General features: G+C 69.7%; 21 protein-coding genes, 1 tRNA gene and 2 pseudogenes. 12 read left to right on the top strand and 12 right to left on the bottom strand.

Going from position 1 to position 25,488, the window contains the following annotated elements; all coding sequences use genetic code 11:
- Positions 1 to 127 precede the first annotated feature (127 nt).
- From ACWDCZ_RS06940 to ACWDCZ_RS06925, 4 genes are all read left to right on the top strand, one after another.
- Positions 128 to 388 (top strand): multiubiquitin domain-containing protein, encoded by a 261-nt coding sequence (locus tag ACWDCZ_RS06940; RefSeq protein ID WP_449815403.1) that lies wholly within the window; start codon positions 128 to 130, stop codon positions 386 to 388.
- A complete protein-coding gene (locus ACWDCZ_RS06935; protein WP_449815401.1) occupies positions 363 to 1,532 on the top strand; it encodes a ThiF family adenylyltransferase in 1,170 nt (389 codons plus the stop codon). The genes ACWDCZ_RS06940 and ACWDCZ_RS06935 overlap by 26 nt, the downstream gene beginning before the upstream one ends.
- Positions 1,529 to 1,930, top strand: a complete 402-nt coding sequence (locus ACWDCZ_RS06930) for a DUF6527 family protein (RefSeq protein WP_449815400.1) — start codon at positions 1,529 to 1,531, stop codon at positions 1,928 to 1,930. Before ACWDCZ_RS06935 ends, ACWDCZ_RS06930 begins: the two co-directional genes overlap by 4 nt.
- A gap of 390 nt (positions 1,931 to 2,320) precedes the next feature.
- Complete coding sequence (locus ACWDCZ_RS06925; protein ID WP_449815399.1) at positions 2,321 to 3,769, top strand: hypothetical protein; 1,449 nt, start codon at positions 2,321 to 2,323, stop codon at positions 3,767 to 3,769.
- A gap of 52 nt (positions 3,770 to 3,821) precedes the next feature.
- Here ACWDCZ_RS06925 and ACWDCZ_RS06920 read toward each other — a convergent pair whose 3' ends face one another.
- From ACWDCZ_RS06920 to ACWDCZ_RS06880, 9 genes and pseudogenes are all read right to left on the bottom strand, one after another.
- Positions 3,822 to 3,968 carry a hypothetical protein gene (locus ACWDCZ_RS06920; RefSeq protein WP_449815418.1) on the bottom strand — a complete coding sequence of 49 codons (147 nt, stop codon included), beginning with the start codon at positions 3,966 to 3,968 and terminating at the stop codon, positions 3,822 to 3,824.
- A gap of 99 nt (positions 3,969 to 4,067) precedes the next feature.
- Positions 4,068 to 4,445 (bottom strand): annotated as a pseudogene (locus ACWDCZ_RS06915) (NUDIX domain-containing protein); the annotation flags it as partial.
- Positions 4,442 to 4,918, bottom strand: a complete 477-nt coding sequence (locus ACWDCZ_RS06910) for an NUDIX domain-containing protein (RefSeq protein ID WP_449815398.1) — start codon at positions 4,916 to 4,918, stop codon at positions 4,442 to 4,444. The pseudogene ACWDCZ_RS06915 and the gene ACWDCZ_RS06910, both read right to left, overlap by 4 nt.
- On the bottom strand, positions 4,915 to 5,694 hold the full coding sequence (locus ACWDCZ_RS06905; RefSeq protein ID WP_449815397.1) for a phosphotransferase: 780 nt from the start codon (positions 5,692 to 5,694) through the stop codon (positions 4,915 to 4,917). The genes ACWDCZ_RS06910 and ACWDCZ_RS06905 overlap by 4 nt, the downstream gene beginning before the upstream one ends.
- Positions 5,691 to 6,491: a class I SAM-dependent methyltransferase gene (locus ACWDCZ_RS06900; protein ID WP_449815396.1), complete on the bottom strand. Its 801-nt coding sequence runs from the start codon at positions 6,489 to 6,491 to the stop codon at positions 5,691 to 5,693. The genes ACWDCZ_RS06905 and ACWDCZ_RS06900 overlap by 4 nt, the downstream gene beginning before the upstream one ends.
- A gap of 37 nt (positions 6,492 to 6,528) precedes the next feature.
- Positions 6,529 to 7,038, bottom strand: a complete 510-nt coding sequence (locus ACWDCZ_RS06895) for a topology modulation protein (RefSeq protein ID WP_449815395.1) — start codon at positions 7,036 to 7,038, stop codon at positions 6,529 to 6,531.
- A gap of 104 nt (positions 7,039 to 7,142) precedes the next feature.
- Positions 7,143 to 7,988 (bottom strand): radical SAM protein, encoded by an 846-nt coding sequence (locus ACWDCZ_RS06890; RefSeq protein WP_449815394.1) that lies wholly within the window; start codon positions 7,986 to 7,988, stop codon positions 7,143 to 7,145.
- A complete protein-coding gene (locus ACWDCZ_RS06885; protein WP_449815393.1) occupies positions 7,985 to 9,040 on the bottom strand; it encodes a hypothetical protein in 1,056 nt (351 codons plus the stop codon). The genes ACWDCZ_RS06890 and ACWDCZ_RS06885 overlap by 4 nt, the downstream gene beginning before the upstream one ends.
- Positions 9,037 to 9,816 (bottom strand): annotated as a pseudogene (locus ACWDCZ_RS06880) (carbamoyltransferase C-terminal domain-containing protein); the annotation flags it as partial. The pseudogene ACWDCZ_RS06880 and the gene ACWDCZ_RS06885, both read right to left, overlap by 4 nt.
- Positions 9,817 to 9,857: 41 nt before the next feature.
- On the opposite strand from ACWDCZ_RS06880, the gene ACWDCZ_RS06875 reads away from it, so the two are divergent.
- Positions 9,858 to 10,277 (top strand): tyrosine-type recombinase/integrase, encoded by a 420-nt coding sequence (locus tag ACWDCZ_RS06875; protein ID WP_449815415.1) that lies wholly within the window; start codon positions 9,858 to 9,860, stop codon positions 10,275 to 10,277.
- A 3-nt stretch (positions 10,278 to 10,280) separates the two neighbouring features.
- Here the strand turns inward: ACWDCZ_RS06875 and ACWDCZ_RS06870 are convergent, their stop codons facing one another.
- The 3 genes from ACWDCZ_RS06870 to ACWDCZ_RS06860 form a co-directional block, all read right to left on the bottom strand.
- Complete coding sequence (locus ACWDCZ_RS06870; RefSeq protein ID WP_449815392.1) at positions 10,281 to 14,015, bottom strand: AAA domain-containing protein; 3,735 nt, start codon at positions 14,013 to 14,015, stop codon at positions 10,281 to 10,283.
- Positions 14,012 to 14,422 (bottom strand): hypothetical protein, encoded by a 411-nt coding sequence (locus ACWDCZ_RS06865; protein ID WP_449815391.1) that lies wholly within the window; start codon positions 14,420 to 14,422, stop codon positions 14,012 to 14,014. Before ACWDCZ_RS06865 ends, ACWDCZ_RS06870 begins: the two co-directional genes overlap by 4 nt.
- Before the next feature lie 298 nt (positions 14,423 to 14,720).
- Positions 14,721 to 15,209 (bottom strand): YajQ family cyclic di-GMP-binding protein, encoded by a 489-nt coding sequence (locus ACWDCZ_RS06860; RefSeq protein WP_049652087.1) that lies wholly within the window; start codon positions 15,207 to 15,209, stop codon positions 14,721 to 14,723.
- Between the two features lie 220 nt (positions 15,210 to 15,429).
- Here ACWDCZ_RS06860 and ACWDCZ_RS06855 point away from each other — a divergent pair.
- The 7 genes from ACWDCZ_RS06855 (at position 15,430) to ACWDCZ_RS06825 (ending at position 25,454) form a co-directional block, all read left to right on the top strand.
- Positions 15,430 to 15,510, top strand: a tRNA-Tyr gene (locus ACWDCZ_RS06855).
- A gap of 406 nt (positions 15,511 to 15,916) precedes the next feature.
- Positions 15,917 to 17,749: an APC family permease gene (locus ACWDCZ_RS06850; protein ID WP_449815390.1), complete on the top strand. Its 1,833-nt coding sequence runs from the start codon at positions 15,917 to 15,919 to the stop codon at positions 17,747 to 17,749.
- A gap of 399 nt (positions 17,750 to 18,148) precedes the next feature.
- Entirely contained in the window at positions 18,149 to 18,238 is a 90-nt protein-coding gene (gene kdpF / locus ACWDCZ_RS06845; protein ID WP_045693083.1) for a K(+)-transporting ATPase subunit F, read from the top strand.
- A 1-nt stretch (position 18,239) separates the two neighbouring features.
- The gene (gene kdpA / locus ACWDCZ_RS06840; protein ID WP_387822865.1) at positions 18,240 to 19,904 is read left to right on the top strand and encodes a potassium-transporting ATPase subunit KdpA; all 1,665 of its coding nucleotides are present in this window, start codon (positions 18,240 to 18,242) and stop codon (positions 19,902 to 19,904) included.
- Complete coding sequence (gene kdpB, locus ACWDCZ_RS06835) at positions 19,904 to 22,069, top strand: potassium-transporting ATPase subunit KdpB (RefSeq protein ID WP_375877792.1); 2,166 nt, start codon at positions 19,904 to 19,906, stop codon at positions 22,067 to 22,069. The genes kdpA and kdpB overlap by 1 nt, the downstream gene beginning before the upstream one ends.
- Positions 22,070 to 22,089: 20 nt before the next feature.
- Positions 22,090 to 22,725: a potassium-transporting ATPase subunit KdpC gene (kdpC, locus tag ACWDCZ_RS06830; RefSeq protein ID WP_449815389.1), complete on the top strand. Its 636-nt coding sequence runs from the start codon at positions 22,090 to 22,092 to the stop codon at positions 22,723 to 22,725.
- A 122-nt stretch (positions 22,726 to 22,847) separates the two neighbouring features.
- Positions 22,848 to 25,454, top strand: coding sequence for an ATP-binding protein (locus ACWDCZ_RS06825; protein ID WP_449815388.1), 2,607 nt, complete (start codon positions 22,848 to 22,850; stop codon positions 25,452 to 25,454).
- Positions 25,455 to 25,488 lie beyond the last annotated feature (34 nt).

The following is a 25,488-nucleotide window of genomic DNA, read 5'->3' as shown; positions in this document are numbered from 1 at the left end:
CCCTGATGTCCCACACTGCTCGACTTGTCGATCACATCTGCTAGAGTAGCAGTGCTCGATATTTCGAGCACTGGTCGACATCTGGCGCGGATGTGGCCTGCTTCGACACGCGCCACAGGAGTTTCTGATGCCTCAGTCCGACCACGGACACCCGTCCATCACGATCATCGTCAACACCCGCTCGCACCCCTGGAACGGGAAGACCATCACCTTCGAGCAGGTCGTCGAGCTCGCCTACCCGGGCCAGCCACCGACCGACCAGGACACCTACACCGTCCGGTACAGCCGTGGCCACGACGGGCACGGCGCCGGAAGCCTCACCGCCGGCCACAGCGTGAACGTGAAGAACGGGATGGTCTTCGATGTCCTCCGCACCTCTCGTTCGTGACCCGGACCTGTCCCGCCTGCTCGACGACGGATACGACGTCGTGGTGCAGGCCGGGCACCTGGTCGTCAGGAGCATCCCGTACGTCACCGAGGCACGGGAGGTGCGGTACGGCTTCCTGACCTACCCGGTAACCATCAGCGGAGACCGGGTTGTGTCCGACACCGACCACCGGATCTGGTTCGGGGGATCGGCGCCGTGTGACGAGCACGGCCGCAGGCTGCCGATGGTCAACCCCGAGGTCCGGGTGATCACCGAGGAGATGCGGGCGGATTTCATGCTCTCCTCCAAGCCGGGGCCAGTGGGGTATCCCGACCAGTACACGAAGGTGACGGCCTATGTGCGGATGATCGCCGACCAAGCGCAGGCGGTCGACGGGACGGTCACGGCCACTCCAGGCGCGGCCTGGCAGGAGGTCGAGGACGACTCGCCGTTCGTCTACCGGGACACCGCCACCTCGCGGGCGGGGCTCACGGCGGTCAACCGACGCTTCCGCGGCCACCGAATCGTGATCGTGGGGCTCGGCGGCACTGGAGGTTACATCCTTGACCAGGTCGCCAAGACCGAGGTCGACTCGATCCTTCTCGTCGACGGCGACTGCTTCGACAATCACAACGCGTTCCGGGCGCCCGGCGCAGCGTCCTTGGAGACGCTGCGCAGCCGCCCGAACAAGGCCGCCTACTTCGCGGGTGTCTACTCCCAGATGCACCGAGGCATCTCCGTATGCGAGGAGTACCTCGACGCGGACAACCTCAACGTGCTTGCCGGGGCGACGTTCGTGTTCTTGGCTTCGGATGACGCGCTCAGCAAGCTGGCCATCATGGACTGGCTGGATGCCCAGGACGTGCCGTACATCGATGTCGGCCTGGGCGTGGAGGAGGTCGACGGACGGCTCACGGGCTTGCTGCGGGTCTCCACCATCCTGCCGGGACGCCGGGCCAAGGCTCGCGGTCGGATCCCGGCCCCGGCCCCCGAGCGCGACGACTACGGCCGGAACATCCAAACCGCCGACTTGAACGCCCTCAACGCGGTGCTCGCGGTCGCGCGGTGGAAGCGACACCTTGGCGTCTATGCCGACGCAACCGGTGAGACGTTCTCCACCTTCTCGCTGATCACCAACGAGATCGCCAACGAGGACCTGCCGTGACCGCCGTTCACTTCCTGCGTCCCCGGTTCGTCGACAGCTTTCCGCCGGTCATGGAGTCTGGGGTTCTCTACGTCTCGATCCCGTACACCACCTGCGGACACCTGTGCGCATGCGGGTGCGGGCAGGAGGTCGTGACCCCCCTGTCGCCAGCGCAGTGGGCGCTCACCTATGACGGTGAGAATGTGTCGCTCTTCCCCTCGATAGGGAACTGGGGGCTGGCCTGCCGCTCCCACTATTGGATCAGTGAGGGCGCAGTGCGCTGGAGCCGCCGCTACACCGCCCGCGAGATTGCCGACAACCGCGAACGCGACCGCAAGGTCCTTCAGCAGCACCTCGGTGAAGATCCTGCTGGTTGGCTTGCCCGGCTGTACCGACGATTGCGGTCCTCCTGCCGGTGACGCAGCTCGGCGGTTACGCGCCGCGCAGGTTTCCAGTTCGCGGGGACGCTGGAGGGACGGTGCCATACTCGTATCAGCAGTGTGCTCGGTCACGATCGAGCGCTCGATGGCTGGCGGCGGCTGAGGCCGAGACGAACTTACGCACTGGGAAGCCTGATTGAGCTTCTCTGGCTTCGGCTGGGCTGCTCGCACTCTTACTGGCCGCATTGTCGGTGGTGTGCGCCACACTGCACGTCATGGCATTTGTGGCACACCATCACTGGTTCGGCTTCGGGAGCCCCGTGCTCCCTGCGATCTCAGCTGTCACCCATCCCAAAACCACCCAGTGCCGATCCGGCGACGTGGTATCTGCTGGTCGCACAGGGCGATGGGGGTAGGTCCGTGCGGAGAATGGCGGTGATCCAGGCCCGTGCCTGGGCTGAGTTCAACCGGCTTGTGGCCGCGCGCGGATGGGAGGTGGTCGAGCCGGCGTACCTTGGCTCTGCGGCGAAGCATCGCGTGCGCTGTGCGCGGCAGCACGTGTTCGTGATCGTCCCGAACTCCATACAGCAGGGTAGTGCTCTATGTAGAGAGTGTCCCAAGCCGGTTGGGGTGATTCAGCGGAGCTTCGCGGAGAAGGTCGCTGACAACGGCGGCCAGGTGCTCGACACCTGGAGCGGGACGAAACGCAGTTACCGCATTCGATGTTCCGCCGGTCACGACACTGCCGTCCGGCCGACCAACCTGCTGCAGATGCAAGGAATATGTGTGCTCTGCAACAAGCAGGAACGCGCCCGGCTGATGCTTGACGAGTTCAGGCAGATGGTTCAGATGCTTGGTGGGACAGTGGAGGAGGAGATTTGGCAGGGGGCACTGACCCCTCACCGTTGCCGGTGTCCCAAAGGGCATGCGTGCAATCCCAGGCCGAGCTCGCTGAAGAACGGCCAGGGTATGTGCTTCACCTGCTCCGGGGGAGCGCCGGGAGCGGCCTGGCAGAGCTTCCTTGAGCGGATGGCGGGCTTAGGGGCCGAGGTCTTGGAAGACTCCTGGCAAGGCTCGGACGTGCCGCACCGGGTGCGCTGCCGGGGCGGCCACGTGATCCGGGTCTGGCCCAGTGGGGCAGGCAAGGGCAAGGGCATCTGCCGCATTTGCGCCGGACTCGATCCCGCTGAGGCTGAGAGGGGCTTCCGGGCGAGGGTCGAGGCTTTCGGTGGGACGTGCCTTTATAGCGCCTGGGCGGGAGTCAACACTCCCCACCTCATCCGCTGTCCGGAGGGCCATCTCACGTCACCACGGCCGAACGACATTCAGCAGGGCCACACCATCTGCCGGGCCTGCGCGGGGAAGGACCCGGCCACAGCCTGGCGAAACTTCACCACGATGGTGGCAGACCTCGGCGGTAAAGTCCTGGAAGCCTCTTGGCAGGGCAGCCAGGAGCCCCACTTGCTGCAGTGCGCTCACGGGCATCTCACCAGAGTTCGCCCCGCAGGTGTCCAGCAAGGGCAAGGGATCTGCCGGTTCTGTGCCGGTCAGGCATGGGACGCCTTCTACGTGGTCACGAACAACACAGTTGGGCAAGTTAAGTTCGGCATCACGTCCGGGGACCCTCGGCCACGGCTTAGGACGCATGCCGCCGCAGGCTTCACCCGTGTCCTTAGGCTCATGACAGGGCTTCCCGGGGAAGACGCGCCCATGCTGGAGAGGGCGGCAATAAAGGCCCTCCGGCTCCAGGGCAAGGAGGCGGTGCGTGGGCGCGAGTACTTCGAACTCGTGGAGCTGCCGACGGTGCTCGCGGTGGTGGACGCATACCAAGCGGGACCTGCCAGGCCGTGGCCTCAAGGGTCGGCGATCTTGAGCTAGGAGGCGCCGTCAGGCATGCGTGGGCTTCGCGTCGCCGTGCGTGACACCGAACCTACGGGCGGGTCTCGCCGTGTTCCAGGTAGACGGTCTCAGACTTCGTCCTGGCGGCGCAGGCGGCGTGGACGCGGCGGGCGAGGCGTGGGATGAGGAGTGCATCAAGCTGGTCGGTGGTGCGGAAGGCGTACTCGCCGATCTCCACTTGGTCGACGGTGATGCGTGCGAGCTCGCCGACCGAGAGGATGCCTCCGTCGAGGACGAAGAGGAGCTTGTCGCCCTCGGTGGGGTGGGGCGCCCAGTCGGCGACGAGCAGGCGGCTGATCGGCGGAGTGATGCCGAGCTCCTCCTTGACCTCCCGGGCCGCGCCCTCGCTCGGGGTCTCTCCGGCTGCAGGTAGCCGCCGGGAATCTCCCAGCCGGGCTTGTAGGTCGGCTTGACGAGGAGGATGCGGTCGTCCTCGTCGAAGAAGAGCACCCCGGCGGCGGTGCAGGGCTGGGCTACGACCTCGTGGGGCTGGGAGTCGCTCATGGTGACGACTGTAGCCAGCGGACCGAGGTGGTCGCCGGGTGCCGACGGATGAAGTGGTAGCGGTCCTGCTCGGGGGCCAGTTTCTCGGCGGGCATGGCTGGGTGGGCTCGTCGAGAAACCCCTCGACGAGCCCACCCAGCCGTGTCGTCACGCCGCTGTCGGCGCCCAGCCGTAGCGCGAGAATACGGGACCGCCGGCGCGGTAGGCGGTGAGCGCCTGTGCGGCCGTGGGAAATGCGGGCTCGGGGAGGCGGTCCGCGGGGATCCACTGGGCGGTGAGGTGCTTGTCGGGTTCGGTGTTGGTGAGGTTGCCGGTCCACTTGTCGGTGGCGAAGACGAAGAGGACGAACTGGCCGGCCCGGTCCCAGCCCTGTTCGACGTGGATGACGTGGACGAGTTCGAGGTCGGCCGGGTCGACGATCAGGCCGGTCTCCTCCTTGAGTTCGCGGGCGGCGGCCTCGTCGAGGGGTTCGCCGGGCTCGGCCTTGCCGCCGGGGACGGTCCAGGCGGGGTGCGGAGACCAGTTGCGGGCGGCGTAAAGCAAGGCGGCGATCGTGTCGGTGTCCTTGTCGTGAACGATCACGCAGACCGTGTTGCGGCTGTTCATCACGCTGGTGTTCGTCACGGTATCCACTCCTTGTCGAAGTGCTGGAGGATGTCGGTGGTCCAGGCAGGCCTGATCGCGTGCCAGCTGAACTGGTAGCCGTTGGTGCCGTGGTAGGGCGTGGTGAGGATGTGGTGGAACTCGCACCACGCGGCGAACTCGCGCCAGGAGCATCCGGGAAGACCGTGTTGCCCGGGATGGCGGTTGTAGGCGGCTACGGCCTGGCGGATGGTGCCTTCGGGTAGTGGGCCGGTGGTCATGGCGGTGGTGACGACGATCTTGGCGAGGTCGTAGCCGAAGGGCGCGAGGGTGAGGGAGTCGAAGTCGATGACGGCGACCCTGGTGTTGGTGATGAGGAAGTTGCGCGGGTCGGCGTCCTTGTAGAAGGCGGCGGGCATCGTGGCGGCCCGCTCCAGCCAGCCGTCGATCGCCTCCCGGGTCAGGATCGGGCCCGGTACGGTGCCGGTGCCCAGGAGCCGGTGGAGGCGTTCGCGACGGCTGTCCGCGAAGCTGGCGATGGTGACGTCGCCGCTGGTGTGGGGCGCGTCCAGGCGGGCGGCGTGCAGGTCGCGGGTGTGCGCGGTGGTGTGCTGGTGGCCGAGGAGGCCGGCCAGGGCCACGAGGTCGTCGGTAGTGCCGTGGTGGCCGTCGAGGTGCTCGAAGTCGATGGTGGTGGGGCGGACTTGGACGACTTCGGAGATACGCACGTCGGGGTTGATGCGGGCGATCCACCGGTAGTGGGCCAGGGTGCGCTGCTGGAGCTGGGGGTCCGTGTAGGTCTTGGTGAAGGTCCTCATCGGCGGACGGCCACGACGTAGGTGACGGTGGAGGTGGTCTCCAGCGGTCCGTCGCCGACGGTGTCCCGCAGCCGTCGGGCGATCTCGGCGGGGTCATGCGGGAGTTGGTACTTGGGGTTGGTGGCCGCATAGGCGGCGATGTGGTCGGCGTCGGTGAAGCGGAAGCGGTGTTCGTGGTGGATCACCTGCTGGACGTCGAGGCAGGTGGCCACGATGTCGGCCTGGTTGTGACTGTGGAAGGTCTCGTACAGGCTCGGCCGGCTCGCGGCCTCGGGGTCCAGGCCGCTGGCGGCGATCACCTCGTCCAGGGCTCGGTAGCTGTCGGCGGACTTGGTGACCGTGATCGACAGGCCGCCGGGCGCCAGACAGCGGGCGATCTCCGCGACCACCGCAGCGGGCCTGGGCGAGTGGTAGAGGCAGAAGGCGGCCGTGGCCACCGCCACCGAGGAGTTGGGCAGGGCGATGGCGTGGAAGTCGCCTCGCATGATCTTCACGCCCGTGTGGCCGGCGAGCCTGCTCTCGGCTTCGGCGAGGAGTGCGGCGGACTGGTCGAAGGCGATGAGGCGGGGCGGGGTGAGCCGTTCGGCGAGGGCGACGGTGGTGGTGCCGCGTCCGCACCCGATGTCGAGGACGGTGCCGCGCAGGCCGCTGGCGGCGAGGTCGGCGATGACGGTGGCGGGGTGGGGGCCTGCGGTCTTGGCGCGGGCCAGGGCGCTGGTGCGCTGGGTGATGCGGCCCGCGTCGGCGTACAGGTCGTGGCGGACGCGGGCAGCGTCGAGGAACGGGTTGGCGGTCATGGACAGGTGGAGCCTTCCCGGTGCGAAGTGGGTCAGGTCATGTCTGCCGGGGCACGGTGGCGACGAACCGGCGGGCGGCCCGGCGGCTGGTGAGGGTGACGACGCGGGCGTGGCCGGCGTGCTCGGTGATCAGCGCGCGGACCTTGGGCCGCATCTGGCGGCGGTAGCCGAGGATGTAGCGGATGAAGCCCCAGTGGATGCGGTCGAAGACGCCCTGCTCGGTGTGCTGGCCGCCGCGGTAGCGGCGGCGGCGCTGGAGGATGCCCCACAGGCACACGATCGGGGGGATGTCGAGGAAGACGACGGTGTCGGCCCGCTTGAGGCGGATGGGGAGGGTGGAGGCGAAGTTCCCGTCGATCACCCAGCGCGGTTCGGCGACCAGCTCCTCCTGGATGGCGGCGAACTTCTCGGGCGGCAGGGTCTTCCAGTCGGAGTCGTAGTAGACGCCGTCGAGGTGGGTGACGGGGGCGTTGATCTTGTCGGCGAGCTGGCGTCCGAGGGTGGTCTTGCCGCTGCCGCCGCAGCCGATGATGGCGATCCTGTCCATGTCGCTACAGGCTACCGAGCCGCGCGACGGGCCGGACGGTGGTCGCTTCGGTCCACCCGGGGTGCGTCCCGAGCCGGTGCCCGGCCCGGGACGCTTCGCGCTGGTCACGCGGCGTCGACGGTGACCAGGGTGGCCCGGTCGAAGTCGTAGCGGACCTCACGGCCGGGGCCGGCGACCTCGGCGCACGACAGGTAGACGCGCCCGTCGGGCGAGATCTCCAGCTTCTCGATGACGTCGCTGGGCGGCGGGCAGCGCTCGGGCAGCAGGATGTCGGTGTTGACCTTCATGCCGCCCAGGTCCATGCCGGTCAGCTGTTCGTGGAGGTACTGGGTCTGGTCCCAGGTGACGGGCGTGATGCCGCTGTCGGCGGCGTTGCCGACCAGGCGGACGCGGTGGAGCATCAGGTCGCGGGCGCCGAGGTCGCGCAGGCGCTCGGCGAGGGCTGGGATGGTGGTGATGTTCTCGCCGGTGAGCGTGCAGGTGGCGCCGAAGGGGAGCGTGCGGCCGTGGGCCCAGGCGAGGGTGTCGAAGGCGGCGGCGAAGGAGCCGGGGCGGCGGATGCGGTCGTGGGCCTCGGTGGTGCCTCCGTCCAGGGAGACGCGGAGCATGTCCAGGTGTTCGGCGGCCTGGGTGAGGAAGGCCCGGCGCTTGTAGCCGTTGGTGCAGATCTCGGTGCGGTAGCCGAGGGACTTGGCGGCGGCCAGGACGGTGGGCAGGCCCTCGAACAGGAGGGGTTCGCCGCCGAGCAGGCACACCCAGTGGGTGTCGTAGTGGTCGGCGAAGTAGGTGAGGGCGGCGGTGGCCTGGTCGACGGTGACGGTGTCGGGGCGCTTGAGGTCCTCGCCGTGGTAGCAGGTGGTGCAGGAGAAGTTGCAGCGGAACAGCAGCTCCAGGTAGAGCTTTTCGACCCGCTGGATGCCGGGGAGGACGGGTGCGGCGGCCTGGGTCATGCGCGGGCTCCTTCGATCAGCAGGGGCGGGATGGCGGTGCCGGCCAGCGCGGCGGTGAGGGTGCGGAGCTGGCGGGTGAGGCGGAACGGGTCGAGGTGGTCGATGCAGCGGGCGATCAGGTCGACGTGGGCCTGGCTGCCCGCGATCCGGGTGAGCGGGGTGACGGTGGCCACGACGTCGGCGGCGCCGGTGACGATCAGCTCGCGCGGCACGACCAGTTCCGCGGCACGCAGGGTGTGCGGGGCCAGCGGCAGGCAGCCGGCGAGGACGGACTCGAAGAGGCGCTGGGTGAACTGGCCGTTCCGCGCGTACCGGTCGGGCGCGAGGAGCACGGTGGCCACCGCGGAGCGGTAGAGCGGGGCGACCTCGTCGAAGGGGATGCGGCCGGTGAAGTTCACCTCCGGCCGGCGCGCCGTGTCGCTCCACTTCCCGGTCACCCGGTGCGGCAGTTGGGCGGCGGCCGGGGCGAAGTACTCGCCGAAGGCGGCGTCGCGGTCGTACTGGTTGCCGATGTAGACCAGCGGCAGCAGGCGCCCGTGGGCCGCGAGCGCGCCCGGGTGGGCCTGGTCGAGGGCGTCGTCGGCGACCGGGAAGAGCAGGCTCACGGCTCCGGGTGACGGATGGAGGGCCGGTTCGCACACCTGGACGTGCCCGACGCTCCGCAGCGGGTCGTCGGCGGGCAGCTGCCGGTCCTTGTCCCACAGGACCGTGCGGACGTCGTGCCGGTGGGTGTAGTGGTCGAGGAGTTCCTGCTGCCGGTGCAGGTCGCAGGTGTGCCCGTCGCTGCCGCACGCCGTGGTGTTGCGGCCGGGGATGGGCCAGCGCCATTCCAGGAACAGGGCGTCGATCTCGGGCAGGCCGTCGTCCCACCGGTAGGTGGCGGTGAGGTCGGTGCCGGCCTCGGTCAGGTCCCGGTTGGCCTGGAGGAAGACGATCTCGTGGCCGGCGGCGATGAGGCCGTCCACCAGGGTGCGGCGGTGGCTGCGTCCGCCGTCGGGGGTGTCGGTGACGCCGGAGCCGAGGAAGCCCCAGCAGCTGTAGCCGATCCTCATGCCTTGGTCACCCACCAGTCCTCGATGAGGAGCGCGTCCAGGCCGGATTCGGCGAGGCAGTCCAGCGCCATCTCCGGGGTGCCGCAGATCGGCTTGCCCTTGATGTTCAGGGAGGTGTTGATCAGCACGGGCACGCCGGTGAGTTCGGCGAAGGCGGTCAGGATGCTGGCGAGGAGCGGGTTGCCCCTGGGGGTGAGGGTCTGCACCCGCGCGGTGCCGTTGGTGTGGACGATCGCCGGGATCGTCTGGCGGGCCAGGTCGGTGACCGGGGAGGCCATCGACATGAACGGCGCTTCCTGGCCGAGGGTGAAGTAGTCGGCGGCCTTGTCGGCCAGGACGACCGGGGCGAACGGGCGGAACGGTTCGCGGAACTTCACGGTGGAGTTGAGCCGGTCGGCGACGCCGGGCCGTAGCGGGGAGGCGAGGATCGAGCGGTGCCCGAGCGCCCGGGGCCCGGCCTCCACGCCGCCCTGGAACAGGCCGATGATCGTGCCCTCGGCCAGCTCGCGGGCCGCGAAGGCGGCCACGTCGTCCAGGCGGCGTGCGGCCATTCCGGGCCTTGGCTCGGCGGGCAGCTCCAGGCCGGAGAAGGACGGGCCGAGGTAGCAGGCGCGGGCCAGCCCGGCGGGGAGGTCACCGTGCCGGTCGAGGTGGACGGCGGCTGCGGCACCGATCGCGGTGCCCGAGTCCCCGGGGGCGGGCGGGACGGCGACCTCGTCGAACAGCCCGCTGGCGATGATCTTGCCGATGCCGACACAGTTCATCGCCACCCCTCCGCACCGACCCCGGCCCTTCCAAGTGGAAGCGCCGGAAGGCGCTGCCCGTCTTCACTAACGAGCGCGGCGAGGCGATCCGCCGTGCGGCCTGGGCGTCGGTCTGGGAGAACCTCGGGCGGGTCGCCGACAAGGCCCTCCTGAAGCAGCACGAGGTTGCGTTCAATAGCTGGGAGCGCCGCGGCCGGCCGGATGGTGCGGAGCCGACGCTCCGCCAGGTGCCGGACGACGCGACGATGCACGACCTCCGGCACTTCTACGCCTCGGTGCTGATTAAGCACCAGGAGAGCGTCAAGACGGTGCAGAAGCGGCTCGGCCACGCCAAGCCGCCGATCACGCTCAACACCTATACCCACCTGTGGCCGGACGAGGAGGACACAACGAGGGCGGCGATCGAGGCCGTCTTCGATGCCGTGCCGTCGATGTGCCCTCCTCGCAGTGGGATGGCGCTCGGTTCAACCTGAGCATTATGTGTGGATGGAGCCGGACGACCTGTCGTAGAGGCGCCAGGCGGGAAGGCGCAGGGCGCTGCTGCCACCCTCGATGTCGAGCAACTGCCGCCGCCGGAGCATAAGACGTAGGTGGCGAGCCTCGTCAGCTCCCTCAGAATGTCCGAGGTCGAGTAGAACTGCCCGCATGTCCTGGCCAGTTCGTGTGATGGCGTCAGCTCGATGGCCGTTCACAACGGTGTCGAGCTCGGCGGTCGATCCAGGAGAAGCCGACAGGTGGGTGTACAACCTCTTGAGCAACTCGTTGTGCTCGTTGTGGTCGGCCCGGACTTGGTTCCCCGCTGAAGCTGAGGCACGGAAGAGCGTGGTGCCGACTCCGCCGCGCTGCTGCCAGAGTTCGGCATTGCCGACGACGATCAGGTGTGAGCGAGCACGGGTGATCGCAACGTTCCAGAGGTTGAGCTGTCGGTCCACCCAGCCGATCGCACCGGGGTGCATTCCGTCACTCGCGACCAGGGAGAAGATCACGACATCGCGTTCCCCTCCCTGGAAGGTGTGGACAGTGCCGACACGGACCCGCGCTGGATCGTGATCGCGGAGGCGGTTCCGCAGCGCTTCCTCGTGGGCCTTGAACGGGGTGACGACACCGATGGAGGCCTCGGCAGGAAGATCGCGGAGCAGGCTCCGTACGAAGCTGTCCACCATGGTGATCTCGCCCTCGTTGACCCAGGAGTTCCCGGATCGCGGCCGTGCAGCCGTAGCCCTGACATCCGACCAGAAGATCGCCGGCTTCTCCAAGGACGGGCGCGATCGGACATCCGTGAGGACGGTCAACCGGCCGTCGTAGAAGAGACGGTTGGAGACGGCGGCGATCTCCGGATGGCACCGGAAGTGCTCGTCCAGGAGCAGGCTGGTTCCGGCAGCCCGCTCCGCTGCGTGGAAGGCACTGTGCCGCCGATAGGCCAGCTGCTGGCGCTCAAGCCAGTCCGAGCGAAGTCCACTTGCGCGCCGGATCACCGACTCGCGCTCCGGGCCGATCTTGGCGATGTGCGGCAGCTGCATGGCATCCCCGATGATCAGCGCGCGGCGCGCCCGGAACAGCAGGGGCAGCACATGGGGGATGGCGCATTGACTGGCCTCGTCGACGATCACCAGGTCGAAGAGGGCGGCGTCCGGTGGGAACCGTCGGGCCGAGAGACTGGTCACTGCCCAACCCCGAACGGAGGGCAGCACCGATTTGACCGCAGGCCAGTCACTCCCGTTGGCGTCGCGAGCGGTGAGCAGTCCGATGATGGCTTGCCGCCCCGCGCGGGCTGCCGTCTTCACGGCACTGTCGAGCAGAACGTTGCTGGTGGATCGCACCCCGAACTCGGCGCCGTCGAGCTTCTCGGTCAGCACGGCGTCGTCCGGCAGGGCCAGTGCACGCGCGCGCCCGCTGCGCCAGCCTTGTTCGGCTGCGGCGAAGTCCGATAGAACCGAGCACAGCTCGGCGGTCGGCCGTTCGTCGGACTCGATTCCGACTCGGCGCAGCAACCCCTTGCGGCGGCGTTCACCGAAGAACCAGGCACGCGAGAGGCCAGCGGCCTTGCGCGCCAGCTGATCGAGGTCGCTGCCAGCGAGAAGCTCGACCAGGTCACCGACCGGTGTGCCGAGGCTATCGGCGTGCTGGTCCCGTGCCTCGCCGGTCTGACGCAGTGCCCGCTCGGTGCGGGCCACCTGGGCGAACTCCTTCCGCACCCGAGAAAGCTGGTCGGTCGCGACATCGACCTCCAGCCCAGCGGTCGTGAGATTCCGCTCCGGTGCCGAGACCTCCAACAGTGCGCGAAGGGTCCTTGCTTCGATCTCCCGGTAGTCGACCTCGCGCCCGGTGGAGCCGGTGCGGACGACACTGCCCGGCGAGAGCTGCTCGCAGCGCTGCCAGACCTCGTCCACGGCCTGGTTGTTGGTGGAGGCGATCAGCACCCGCTCACCGGCAGTCAAGGCCGTGGCGACGAGATTGGCCACCAGCTGGCTCTTGCCGGTACCGGGCGGACCGGTGGCCACGGTGAGCCGATGCGTCATGGCCGACCGCAGCACGGCCGACTGCGCCTCGTTGGAGGGAAGCGGCGTCACCAGTCGGACCGGCCGGGCGTTTCCTTCGTCAGACTCCGAACGTTCGGCCGGTACCGGTGAGAGTGCGGCGAGGGCGGTGCGCCCGATCTCGGGAATCTTCCTGGCGATGTTCTTGAAGTCGTCCAGCAGCTTCTTGGTCGCCCTGGAGTCGCGCGGAGCCAGGAAGAGCACTGCGGAGTTACGAGCGCCGCGGCCTGGCGTCTTGACGTCGATCCGGTCGGCCAACTGGTCGGGGCGGGGCTCGTCGACACACGGCAGCTCGTACTCCTGCATCAGGAGGTTGCGCACGTCCACAGCCATCCGATCATGCTGTCCCGCATGCCAGGTCGGATGGTAGGTCTCCGAGAGCTCGGCGGCCTGCTCCTTGCCGAGCCACTCCTCGGCCAGCCGGGGGTGTGGCATGACCGGGCCGTAGGGCTTGAGCCGGATGCTGTCCTCGTGATGCACCACCTCGACCCGGCGTACAAGCAGCGGGGCGAACTTCGGATTTGCCCAGCTCCTTCCGGTGCGAGGGCCGGTGAGGAGGACAACGGGGTAGCCGGCCCAGAGGTCCGCGTCCTGGGCCGTGGCGGCCTCGATCAGTTCCACCGCCTCCGCTGGCACTTCGGTGCAGTCGTCCTCGTCCAACTCGCCGGACAGGAAACGCTCCGATCCGGTGAGACAGACGTAGGAGGTGCCGTGGTCATGGACGGACAGGAGCGGTGTGTCGGCCTCGTCCGAGAGCACACATTCCCGGTAGTAGTCGAGGAGTTCGCTCCACCCGGGTTGGCTCCGGCCCGGAGAGGCGGCCTTGGGAGTCTGCTCGGTCGGTGGAGTCTCGGAAGAAGCCCGCCGATTGAGCGGTGCGAGTCGCGGGGCGCTGCCGACAGGGCAACTGGCCAGGATCATGCGGTCGTCGACACCGTGGGCGGACTTGACTGGGATCTGCGCCGACCCCTTGGCGCGCATGCGTCGGACGACGTAGTCGAACAGGTCGCCGACGGAGACCTCTCCAGTCCCGCTCTTGCTGACCTTGCCGGTGCGCAGCGCTTCGACTACTTCCGCGGTGAAGGCGGACGGCTCGATCACGCCACCGATCTCGGAGCCGCCGAACGAGTCCTCACCGACGCGCGAGGACGAGAGCACGTACACGCCGTGACTCCGCAGGGGCGAGTCCGCACCCGACTTCGCGGCCGGTGTGCTCGGCTGGTCCGTGGTTCGCAGGCCGACTGCGAAACCACCGCTCTGGCAGCAGTCGATCATCACGACCTTCTGCCGCGCCCAGCAGGACTCCAGGCGCTCGTTGACGAAGCCCGCGCCCACCGCGGTCGCGGCGACCCGGTCGTAGTCGGTGTCCTTGGCGACGAAGTGGAACTCTCCACCCGCGCGAGCGGAGAGCCTGGTGCCGTGGCCGGAGACATAGAGGAGTGCGAGTTCGTCCTGATCGCAGCTTTCGAGGAACTCGCTGATCTCGTACTGCATGTCGTCCGCAGTGAGGTCGGTGACCGTCTTCACCGAGACGAAGGCACCGATGCTGCGGTGTTCGAGTACCTGCCCCAAGTGCCAGATGTCCGCCTTGGTGGAGGGCAGGCGACCGAAGCGGCCGTCGTCGTAGTTCTCGTTGGCGATCAGCAGAGCGCGGCGCCGCACCAAGCGAGTCACGCCTGTTCGTCCTCGGAGGTGCCCGGCTCGTCGGCCTGGTTGAGGAAGGCTCGGATGATCCGCTCTTGGGTCTCGTCCGGCCGACCAGTCACGGTGAGCGACCGTTCCCCGTCAGTGATCTCGACTTTCCGATGGCGGTCCTTGGCGCACCATTCCTTGATCAACTCGATCAGGACGCGGGACGCCGGCCGAGCAGCGGCTGCTGCGAGCCCCAGGGCTGTGATCTCGGTGAGCGCCCCGCCCTTGCGGCCATCGTCTGTGGGTGCGGTCTCGGCAGTCAGGTAGGCCGTCTCGGGTGCGCCGGCGCGATGGAGCGCGTCCTGTAGGTCCCGAGTGAGACGTTCCTGGCGGAGAGTGTCGCCGCCAGCGAGCACCTCCAGCCGCCACAGCGGTTGCTCCTGGCTCACGTTGCCCCCCATCCTCGCCAACAGGCCACCCTGCAGGCCGAGGACAGGCTACGCCGCTCGATGGTTCTGCGTGACCGTTTGATCACATAGGGGTTCCTGGAGGTGGTTTTCCCGGGGTGCGTGGCGTCAAGAGGGCGTGGACTGACACCGAATGCGCTGGCCGGTGTCGACGCCCCGGGGGGCACATCGAGGGGAGCTGCTTCGACACGCTTCTGGCTGTGCGCATCGTCCAGCGTTGTGCCCTCGATGTGCCCTCCCGGGCCGAAAAGCTAGCGTTCCCGCAGGTCAGCGGCGTTTGCTAGCGGTAGTTCACGTACTGGATCGCGAAGTCCAGGTCCTTGCCCTTGAGCAGGGCCTGCACGGCCTGGAGGTCGTCGCGGCTCTTCGAGCTGACGCGCAGCTCGTCGCCCTGGACCTGCGCCTTGACGCCCTTCGGGCCCTCGTCACGGATGATCTTCGCGACCTTCTTCGCGTCCTCCGTGGTGATGCCCTCCTTGACGTTGGCGAAGATCTTGTACTCCTTGCCGGACAGCTGGGGCTCGTTGGCGTCCAGGGCCTTCAGCGACAGGCCGCGCTTCACGAACTTGGTCTGGAGGATGTCGAGTACGGCGCGCACGCGCTCCTCGCCGTTCGCCTTCATCTCGATCTTCTCGCCCGAGCGGCTGATCTCGGCGCCCACGTTCTTGAAGTCGAAGCGCGTCGCGATCTCGCGGGAGGTCTGGTTGATCGCGTTGTCGACCTCCTGCCACTCGACCTTCGAGACGATGTCGAAACTGGAGTCGGCCATGGGTATTGGTCTCCTTGATGCTCTGGTCTTCACTGGCACGGGCCCGCCCCTCGGGGGCGCCCGCGACCCCAGCCTATCCAGCGCCACACCGGCCCCGCCCGTAGCGGGCGCCCGCGGTTTCTTGATCGTCGCGTGATCTATCGAGTGGCGGAGCACCCCCCGGCATCGGGTATGGTTTACCAAGTCGAACGGGGTGAACACCCCGGGAAACGAAGATCCTGGCTGGTTGCCCGAGCGGCCAAAGGGAGCAGACTGTAAATCTGTCGCGCAAGCTACGCAGGTTCGAACCCTGCACCAGCCACAGGATAGAGAAACAGCCCCCGATCTGCGGAAACGCGGATCGGGGGCTGTTTCGTTTTGCCGGGGTGGCCTTGCCGGGGGCGGGGGAGCGGGGAGTCGGGAGGGCGGGTGCCGGGCCGACTTATTGCACATTGCTTGCAATTACGGGTGCCAGGCAGCAGAGTGGGGCCCGGGGGTGGGAGTCCTTCGACAGAGCTGATCGTCTTCCCAGCCGGCGACCGCCGGGACAAACGGCTCGCCCCACCCCCGCCAACAGCCACCCGACGGAGGCCGACGCGGCGTGACGGCCGCGTCAAGGGCACGTCAAGGCCGCTCGTGGCGGCGTCAGGAACGCGTAGGGGCCCGGCGGGCGACGGGCGCGCGGACCGCAGGATCGGAGCAACTACCGACTGCGGAGGTCCCGTCCGATGTCCAGCGCCATCACCACCCCGGCCGTCACGGCCGACTCCGAGCCGCCTGGCACCGGCGCGGGAGACGAGCGGCACCGGCTCAGCGCGCTCGGCGGGCTGGCCGCGCTCTCGCTGGACGCCATGGCCTCGGTCGCGTACGGGCCGGAGTCGATCGTGCTGGTGCTGGCCGCCGCCGGGGCGTACGGGCTGGGCTTCACGCTGCCGGTCACCGCGGCGATCGCCCTGCTGCTGGCGGTGCTGGTGGCCTCCTACCGGCAGGTGATCGCGGCGTTCCCGGACGGCGGCGGCGCCTACGCGGTGGCAAAGGCGCACCTCGGCCGCCGGACCGCGCTGACCGCGGCCGCCTCGCTGGTCGTCGACTACGTGCTGAACGTCGCGGTCTCGGTCACCGCCGGCGTCGCCGCGCTCACCTCGGCCGTCCCGAGCCTGTACGACGACCGGGTCTGGCTCTGCCTGGGGGTGCTCGCGCTGGTCACCGCGGTGAACCTGCGGGGGATCGCCGAGTCGGCGCGCTGGTTCATGGCGCCGACGGCCGTCTTCGTGCTCTCCATCCTGGCGATCGTCGTGGTCGGCCTGTTCCGGGACGCCCCGGCCAGCACCGCGGCCGCCGCCGGCCACGCCTCGACGCTCGCCGAGAACGCCACCACCGTCGGCGCGCTGCTGCTGCTCAAGGCCTTCGCGGCCGGCTGTTCGGCGCTGACCGGGGTGGAGGCGGTGGCCAACGCCGTCCCCTCCTTCCGCACCCCGCGGGTCAAGCGCGCCCAGCACACCGAGGTCGCGCTCGGCGCCCTGCTCGGCGTGATGCTGATCGGACTGGCCGTGCTGATCGGCCGCTTCCACCTCCAGCCGGTCGAGGGCGTCACCGTGCTCGCCCAGCTCGCCGACGCCTCGCTCGGCCACGGCTTCGGCTTCTACGTCGTCCAGTTCGCCACCGTGGTGCTGCTCGGGCTGGCCGCCAACACCTCCTTCGGCGGGCTGCCGGTGCTGCTCGACCTGCTCGCCCGGGACAACCACCTCCCGCACCTGTTCGCGCTGCGCGCCGACCGCCAGGTGTACCGGTACGGCGTGCTGTTCCTGGCCGCGGTCTCGGCGGCGCTGCTGGCCGGCTCCGGCGGGGACGTCAACAGCCTGGTGCCGCTGTTCTCGATCGGCGTGTTCGTCGGCTTCACCATCTGCCAGGTCGGCATGGTCCGGCACTGGCTGCTGCACCGGCCGTCCGGCTGGCGGTGGAAGGCCGCGCTGAACGGCTTCGGGGCGCTGCTCACCGGCGTCGCGGCGCTGGTCGTCACCGGCACCAAGTTCACCGAGGGCGCCTGGGGCATCGTGGTGGCCCTGCCGCTGCTGGTGGTGCTGTTCGAGGCGGTCCACCGCAGTTACGGGCGGATCGGCGAGCGGCTGGAGCTGGGCCGGGTGCCCGGCCCGGTGACCAGGCAGCGCAGCCTGGTCGTCGTCCCGGTGACCGCGATCACCCGGCTGACCAGGGACGGCCTGTCGGCGGCGCTCTCGCTCGGCGACGAGGTGATGGCGGTGACCGTGGTGCACGAGCCGGCCGCCGCCGAGGCGCTGCGCCGGGACTGGGAGCTGTGGCGGCCCGGCGTGCCGCTGGTGGAGATCCCGGACGTCCACCGCCGGCTGGGCCGGCCGATCGCCGACTTCGTCAACGAGCTGGGGGCGGAGCACGCCTACGACCGGCTCACCGTGCTGATCCCCGAGGTGGAGCCGGCCCGCTGGTGGCAGCGGGCGCTCCAGAACCGGCGCGGCGCCGTGATCGACCGCGCCCTGCGGCGGCACACCGACGCGGTGGTCTGCCGGCTGCGCATGCGGATGTGATCAGGGGACGGGTACGGAACGGCCCCGGACGGCAGCCCGCCGCCCGGGGCCGTTCCGTACCCGGGCGTGCCCCCGGCGGCCCGCCGCCGAACGCGCCCCCGGCCCGCCGCCGTGTCTCGGCCCGATCACGACGGTCTCGGTCCGGTGAAGCGCCCGTCAAGGCCGCGTCAACGTCGCGCTGTCACCCGTATGGAGGGCGTCAGGGCCCCATAACGCGCCGCTGACGGCTGGTTTGCTGCATCTGCCGGTCGTCCGCCGGCGCCGCGCGAGCCCCTTCGGCCCAGGTCGCGGCATCTCCCGAACCACTCTGGTGGAGCCCATGTCCGATCTCATCTACGTCGGTGTCACGGTCGCCGTGTTCGCCGTCATCGCCCTGATCGCGCGGGGGGTGGAGAAGCTGTGAGCGCCGAGAACATCGCTGGTCTGGTCGTGGCCGTCGCGCTCGTCGGCTATCTCGTCGTGGCGCTGATCTTCCCGGAGAAGTTCTGACATGGGATCCACTCTCGCGGGCTGGCTCCAGGTCATCGCCCTCGTCGGCGCGCTGGCCCTGTGCTACCGCCCCCTCGGCGACTACATCGCCAAGCTCCTCACCTCCGCCAAGCACCTCAGAGTCGAGCGCGGCATCTACAAGCTGATCGGCGTCGACGGCGACGCGGACCAGCGCTGGCCGTCGTACCTCCGCTCGGTGCTGGCCTTCTCGGCCGTCTCCGTCCTCTTCCTCTACGGCCTGATCCGCCTCCAGGGCTACCTGCTGCTGAACCTGGGTGTTCCGCAGATGGAGGGCCACCAGGCCTGGAACACCGCGATCTCGTTCGTCGCCAACACCAACTGGCAGTCCTACGGCGGCGAGTCCGCGATGGGCCACCTGGTGCAGATGGCGGGCCTGGCGGTGCAGAACTTCGTCTCCGCGGCCGTCGGCATCGCCGTCGTCGCCGCGCTGATCCGGGGCTTCACCCGCAACCGGACGGACCGGATCGGCAACTTCTGGGTGGACCTCACCCGGATCAACCTGCGCCTGCTGCTGCCGGTCTCGATCGTCTTCGCCCTGGTGCTGGCCGCCAACGGCGTGATCCAGAACTTCCACGGCTTCCACGAGGTGACCTCGCTGGCCGGCGAGGTCCAGAAGATCCCGGGCGGCCCGGTGGCCTCCCAGGAGGTCATCAAGCTGCTCGGCACCAACGGCGGCGGCTTCTTCAACGCCAACTCGGCGCACCCGTTCGAGAACCCGACCGGTTTCACCAACCTGGTCGAGATCTTCCTGATCCTGCTGATCCCGTTCGCGCTGCCGCGGACCTTCGGCCGGATGGTGGGGGACAACCGCCAGGGCTACGCGATCGTCGCCGTGATGGGCCTGTTCTGGGCCGCCTCGGTGGCCCTGCTGACCCTCGCCGAGTCGCAGCACCACGGCACCGCCCTGCAGGCCGCGGGCGCCGCGATGGAGGGCAAGGAGCAGCGCTTCGGCATCGCCGCGAGCTCGCTGTTCGCCGCCTCGACGACGCTGACCTCGACCGGCGCGGTGAACTCCTTCCACGACTCGTACACGCCGTTCGGCGGCGGGCTGACGGTCTTCAACATGATGCTGGGCGAGATCGCGCCCGGCGGTGTGGGCTCCGGCCTGTACGGGATGCTCGTGCTGGCGGTCATCGCGGTGTTCGTGGCGGGCCTGATGGTCGGCCGCACCCCCGAGTACCTGGGCAAGAAGCTCGGCGGCCGGGAGATGAAGTTCGCCTCGCTGTACATCCTCACCACGCCGACGATCGTGCTGGTCGGCACGGGTGTGGCGATGGCCCTGCCGGGTGAGCGCGCCGGGATGCTCAACTCGGGCGCCCACGGCTTCTCCGAGGTGCTGTACGCCTTCACCTCGGCGGCCAACAACAACGGCTCGGCCTTCGGCGGCATCACCGTCAACACCGACTGGTACGACACCGCGCTCGGCCTGGCGATGATCTTCGGCCGGCTGCTGCCGATCGTCTTCGTCCTGGCGCTGTCCGGCTCGCTCGCCCAGCAGCAGCCGGTCCCGGCCACCCCGGGCACCCTGCCCACCCACAAGCCGCTGTTCGTGGGCCTGCTGTCGGGCGTGATCCTGATCGTCGTCGGCCTCACCTACTTCCCGGCCCTGGCTCTCGGGCCGATCGCGGAAGGTCTGTCCTCCTGATGTCCACCCCTACGCTCAACCCCGCACCGGCCGACAAGGCGGAGCCCGCCGCGCCGCACAGAGTGTCGAGCGGCCTGCTCGACCCGAAGCTGATCCTCGCGTCCCTGCCGGACGCGGTGAAGAAGCTCGACCCCCGGGTGATGGTCAAGAACCCGGTGATGTTCGTGGTCGAGGTCGGCTCGGTGGTCACCACCGTCGCCGCGATCGCCGACCCGTCCGTGTTCGCCTGGGCCATCACCGTCTGGCTCTGGCTGACCACGATCTTCGCCAACCTGGCCGAGGCCGTCGCCGAGGGCCGCGGCAAGGCGCAGGCCGACACCCTGCGCAAGACCAAGAGCGACACCATGGCCCGTCGGCTCACCGACTGGCCGGCCACCGGCGCCGAGGAGGAGGTGCCCGGCACCGCGCTCCGGCTCGGCGACCACGTGGTGGTCGAGGCCGGGCAGGTCATCCCCGGTGACGGCGACGTGGTCGAGGGCGTCGCGAGCGTCGACGAGTCGGCGATCACCGGCGAGTCCGCGCCCGTCATCCGGGAGTCCGGCGGCGACCGCAGCGCCGTCACCGGCGGCACCAAGGTGCTGTCCGACCGGATCGTGGTGAAGATCGCCTCGGAGCCCGGCAAGTCGTTCATCGACCGAATGATCGCCCTGGTCGAGGGCGCCGCCCGGCAGAAGACGCCGAACGAGATCGCGCTCAACATCCTGCTGGCCTCGCTGACCATCGTCTTCCTGGTCGCGGTCGTCACGCTCCAGCCGATGGCCACCTACGCGGGCGCCCCGCAGTCGATGATCGTCCTGGTCGCCCTGATCGTCGCGCTCATCCCGACCACCATCGGCGCGCTGCTCTCCGCGATCGGCATCGCCGGCATGGACCGGCTGGTGCAGCGCAACGTGCTGGCGATGTCCGGCCGCGCCGTCGAGGCCGCCGGCGACGTCAACACCCTGCTGCTCGACAAGACCGGCACCATCACCCTGGGCAACCGCCAGGCCGCCGAGTTCCTGCCCGCCCCGGGCGTCTCCACCGAGGACCTGGCCAGTGCCGCGCAGCTCTCCTCGCTCGCGGACGAGACCCCGGAGGGCCGCTCGATCGTGGTCCTCGCCAAGACCGAGTACGGTCTGCGGGCCCGCGCCCAGGGCGAGCTGACCCACGCCACCTGGGTCCCGTTCACCGCCCAGACCCGGATGTCGGGCGTCGACCTGGACGAGGAAATGGAAGGGGCGGAGCGCAGCGACTCGGACAAGGGCGGTGGTGGGCGACGGGTGGGCGTCCACCAGGTCCGCAAGGGCGCCGCCGGTGCGGTCTCCAACTGGGTGACCGGGAACGGCGGTTCGGTCGGCGACGAGGTCTCCACCCTGGTCGACGGGATCTCCGCCGCCGGTGGCACCCCGCTGGTCGTGGCCGCGAAGACGGGCAGCGCGCCCGCCCGCGTCCTGGGGGTCATCCACCTCAAGGACGTGGTCAAGGAGGGCATGCGGGAGCGCTTCGACGAGCTCCGCCGGATGGGCATCAAGACCATCATGATCACGGGCGACAACCCGCTGACCGCCAAGGCGATCGCGGAGGAGGCCGGCGTGGACGACTTCCTCGCCGAGGCCACGCCCGAGGACAAGATGGCCCTGATCAAGAAGGAGCAGGAGGGCGGCAAGCTGGTCGCGATGACCGGCGACGGCACCAACGACGCCCCCGCGCTCGCCCAGGCCGACGTCGGCGTCGCGATGAACACCGGGACCATGGCGGCCAAGGAGGCCGGCAACATGGTCGACCTGGACTCCAACCCGACCAAGCTGATCGAGATCGTGGAGATCGGCAAGCAGCTGCTGATCACCCGCGGCGCGCTGACCACCTTCTCGATCGCCAACGACGTGGCCAAGTACTTCGCGATCATCCCCGCGATGTTCGCCGGGGTCTACCCGGGCCTGAGCCACCTCAACATCATGGGCCTGCACAGCCCGCAGTCCGCGATCACCTCGGCGATCATCTTCAACGCCCTGGTCATCATCGGCCTGATCCCGCTCGCCCTGCGCGGCGTGCGCTACCGCCCGTCCGACGCCAGCTCGCTGCTGCGCCGCAACATCGGCGTCTACGGCTTCGGCGGCCTGGTGGTGCCGTTCGTCGGCATCAAGCTGATCGACCTGATCGTCCAGTTCATCCCCGGCCTCAGCTGAAGCGGGAAGGAGAGAAAACCATGTCCAAGCCCCTGCCGACGATCCTCCGCACCCACTTCACGGCCCTGCGAGCGCTCCTGGTGCTCACCGTGATCCTCGGGGTCGTCTACCCGCTCCTGATCACCGGTGTCTCCCAGGTCGCCTTCACCGACAAGGCGAACGGCTCGCCGGTGACGTCCGGCGGCAGGGAGGTCGGCTCCAGCCTGATTGGCCAGAGCTTCAACCTCCCGAAGACCAACCCGGACGACCCGAAGGAGGAGGCCCAGCCGGACCCGAAGTGGTTCCAGCCCCGCCCCTCCGCCGCCGGGACCGGCTACGACGCGTCCTCCTCCAGCGCCAGCAACCTCGGCCCGAACAGCGAGGACCTGCTGAAGGCCGTCAACGACCGCCGCGCCGCCGTCGCCGCGTTCGACGGCGTCGACCCGGCGAGCGTCCCGGCCGACGCGCTGACCGCCTCCGGCTCCGGCCTCGACCCGCACATCTCCGTCGCGTACGCCAAGGAGCAGGTCGAGCGGGTCGCCAAGCACCGCGACCTGCCGGTGGAGACGGTGGGCAAACTGGTCGAGAAGTACACCGAGAGCCGCTCGCTCGGCTTCCTCGGCAACGAGGGCGTCAACGTCGTGCTGCTCAACAAGGCGCTCAGCGAGCAGAAGTGACACCACCTCGTACAGACGGGTGACCGGGCCGGCCCGGGCACGGGGGGCACGCCTCCCGCGCCCGGGCCGGCCGACCCGCGTCCGCAGACGTGCACCACCTCCCGATGGAAAGAGCAGTGCCCATGGCCCGCGACCTCACCCCCGGCACCGGCATCCGCGGCGGCCGGCTGAGGGTGTACCTCGGCTCCGCGCCGGGGGTCGGCAAGACGTACCGGATGCTGGACGAGGCCCGGCGCAGACAGGAGCGCGGGGCCGACGTCGTGGTCGGGTACATCGAGTGCCACGGCAGACCGCACACCGAGGCCATGCTGGCGGGCCTGGAGGTCGTGCCCCGCGTCCACCGCGACTACCGGGACGCCGGGTTCGACGAGATGGACCTCGACGGCGTGCTCGCCCGCCGCCCGTCCGTCGTGCTGGTGGACGAGCTGGCGCACACCAACATCCCCGGCGGCCGGCACGCCAAGCGCTGGCAGGACGTCGAGGAACTGCTCGCCGCCGGGATCGACGTCGTCACCACCGTCAACATCCAGCACCTGGAATCGCTGAACGACGTCGTCCGGAAGATCACCGGCATCCCGCAGCGGGAGACCGTCCCGGACGAGGTGGTCCGCCGGGCCGACCAGATCGAACTCGTCGACATGGCCCCGCAGGCGCTGCGCCGCCGGATGGCCCACGGCAACGTCTACAAGGCGGAGAAGGTGGACGCCGCGCTCTCGAACTACTTCCGGGTCGGCAACCTCACCGCCCTGCGCGAACTCGCCCTGCTCTGGGTGGCCGGGCGGGTGGACGAGGGACTGCGCGACTACCGGGCCAGCCACAACATCGACCGGGTCTGGGAGACCCGCGAGCGGGTCGTGGTCGCCCTCACCGGCGGCCCCGAGGGCGAGACCCTGATCCGCCGCGCCGCCCGGATCGCCGACCGCACGGCCGGCGGCGAACTGCTGGCCGTCCACGTCTCCCGCAGCGACGGCCTGGCCGGCGCCTCCTCCGGCGCCCTCGCCCAGCAGCGGCAGCTGGTGGAGACCCTCGGCGGCAGCTACCACGTGGTGGTCGGCGACGACGTCCCGACCGCGCTGCTCACCTTCGCCCGCGCCCACCACGCCACCCAGCTGGTGCTCGGCACCAGCCGCCGCGGCCGGATCAACCGCTTCCTCACCGGCCCCGGCACCGGGCAGACCACCGTGGACGACTCCGAGGACATCGACGTCCACATGGTCACCCACGAGTTCACCGGCCGCGGCCGGCTGCCCTCGCTCGGCCGCCGCCACTCCCGGCGCCGCACCATCGCCGGCTACCTGGCCGGCCTGGCGGTGCCCTGGCTGCTCACCGTCCTGCTCTCGCAGGCGGACCACAGCATCAACCTGACCACCGACGCGCTGATCTTCCAGCTCGGCGTGGTGATCGTCGCCCTGCTCGGCGGCGCGGTGTCGGCCCTGCTGGCCTCGGTCGTCGCCTCGGTGCTGCTCAACTACTACTTCATCCCGCCGGTCCACAGCCTGACCATCGGCGAGACCAACAACATCGTCGCCCTGGTGGTCTTCGCCGCGATCGCGCTCACCGTCTCCACCGTGGTCGACCACGCCGGCCGGCTCACCAGCCGGGCCGCCCGCGCCACCGCCGAGGCCGAGACCCTCTCCACCCTGGCCGGCAGCGTGCTGCGCGGCGCCGACGCGCTGCCCGCCCTGCTGGAGAAGTCCCGGACGGCCTTCGGCATGCGGGCCGTCGCGCTGCTCTCCCGGGGCGACGGCGAGGTGCTCGCGCACAGCGAGGGGGACCACCAGGGCGACGGCGAGGGGCCGCACGAGACCGCCGAGGTCCCGGTCGGCGCGGACGCCCTCCTGGTGCTCACCGGCCGCCGGCTGCCCGCCGCCGACCAGCGGGTGCTGACCGCCTTCGCCGCCCACGTCGCCGCCGCGCTGGAGCGCGACCGGCTGGCCGTGGTCGCCGCCGAGGTCGAGCCGATCAAGGCCGCCGACCGGATGCGCACCGCCCTGCTCGCCGCCGTCAGCCACGACCTGCGCACCCCGCTGGCCGCCGCCCGCGCCTCGGTCGGCTCGCTGCGCAGCCCCGACGTCGAGTTCTCGCCCGAGGACCAGGCCGAACTCCTCGCCACCGCCGACGAGTCGCTGGTCAAACTCACCCGGCTGGTCGACAACCTGCTCGACATGAGCCGCCTCCAGGCCGGCGCGCTCACCCTGCACCTCACCGAGACCCACCTCGACGAGATCCTGCCCCGGGCGCTCGACAGCCTCCCCGACCCGTACGCGCCGGTCCAGCCGCTCGACCTGGACACCGCCCCGCCGGTGCTCGCCGACCCGCCGCTGCTGGAGCGGGTGCTCGCCAACGTGATCACCAACGCGCTGCGGTACAACGCCCCCGGCGCGCCCGTCCTGGTCACCGCCAGCCACCACGCCGACCAGGTGGAGATCCGGGTGATCGACCGCGGCCCCGGCATCGCCCCCGAGGACCGCGACCGGGTCTTCCTGCCCTTCCAGCGCCTCGGCGACACCGACAACACCACCGGCGTCGGCCTCGGCCTCGCCCTCTCCCGCGGCCTCGCCGAGGCGATGGGCGGCAGCCTGGAGGTCGAGGACACCCCGGGCGGCGGCACCACCATGCTGCTCACCCTGCCCGCCGCCACCACCGCGCCCAGCACCACCGAGCCCGGCACAACCGAGCCCAGCACCACTGAGCCTGGAGCTTTCGGGGAGGAACCTCCACATGAGTGAACGAAGTGAACGAACCATCGAAAGGTGCGTGTCT

Source organism: Kitasatospora sp. NPDC001225, from assembly GCF_053597855.1.
This window is presented reverse-complemented; position numbering and strand designations above follow the sequence as displayed.

Excerpts from the sequence above, each read along its gene's own strand:
- ACWDCZ_RS06895 (WP_449815395.1), bottom strand. The coding sequence starts at position 7,038 with ATGGACAGGATCGCCATCATCGGCTGCGGCGGCAGCGGCAAGACCACC.
- ACWDCZ_RS06825 (WP_449815388.1), top strand. The coding sequence starts at position 22,848 with ATGGCCCGCGACCTCACCCCCGGCACCGGCATCCGCGGCGGCCGGCTG.
- ACWDCZ_RS06860 (WP_049652087.1), bottom strand. The coding sequence starts at position 15,209 with ATGGCCGACTCCAGTTTCGACATCGTCTCGAAGGTCGAGTGGCAGGAG.
- ACWDCZ_RS06900 (WP_449815396.1), bottom strand. The coding sequence starts at position 6,491 with ATGACCGCCAACCCGTTCCTCGACGCTGCCCGCGTCCGCCACGACCTG.
- ACWDCZ_RS06935 (WP_449815401.1), top strand. The coding sequence starts at position 363 with ATGTCCTCCGCACCTCTCGTTCGTGACCCGGACCTGTCCCGCCTGCTC.
- kdpA (WP_387822865.1), top strand. The coding sequence starts at position 18,240 with ATGGGATCCACTCTCGCGGGCTGGCTCCAGGTCATCGCCCTCGTCGGC.
- kdpB (WP_375877792.1), top strand. The coding sequence starts at position 19,904 with ATGTCCACCCCTACGCTCAACCCCGCACCGGCCGACAAGGCGGAGCCC.
- ACWDCZ_RS06850 (WP_449815390.1), top strand. The coding sequence starts at position 15,917 with ATGTCCAGCGCCATCACCACCCCGGCCGTCACGGCCGACTCCGAGCCG.
- ACWDCZ_RS06890 (WP_449815394.1), bottom strand. The coding sequence starts at position 7,988 with ATGACCCAGGCCGCCGCACCCGTCCTCCCCGGCATCCAGCGGGTCGAA.
- ACWDCZ_RS06925 (WP_449815399.1), top strand. The coding sequence starts at position 2,321 with ATGGCGGTGATCCAGGCCCGTGCCTGGGCTGAGTTCAACCGGCTTGTG.
- ACWDCZ_RS06905 (WP_449815397.1), bottom strand. The coding sequence starts at position 5,694 with ATGAGGACCTTCACCAAGACCTACACGGACCCCCAGCTCCAGCAGCGC.
- kdpC (WP_449815389.1), top strand. The coding sequence starts at position 22,090 with ATGTCCAAGCCCCTGCCGACGATCCTCCGCACCCACTTCACGGCCCTG.
- ACWDCZ_RS06940 (WP_449815403.1), top strand. The coding sequence starts at position 128 with ATGCCTCAGTCCGACCACGGACACCCGTCCATCACGATCATCGTCAAC.
- ACWDCZ_RS06885 (WP_449815393.1), bottom strand. The coding sequence starts at position 9,040 with ATGAGGATCGGCTACAGCTGCTGGGGCTTCCTCGGCTCCGGCGTCACC.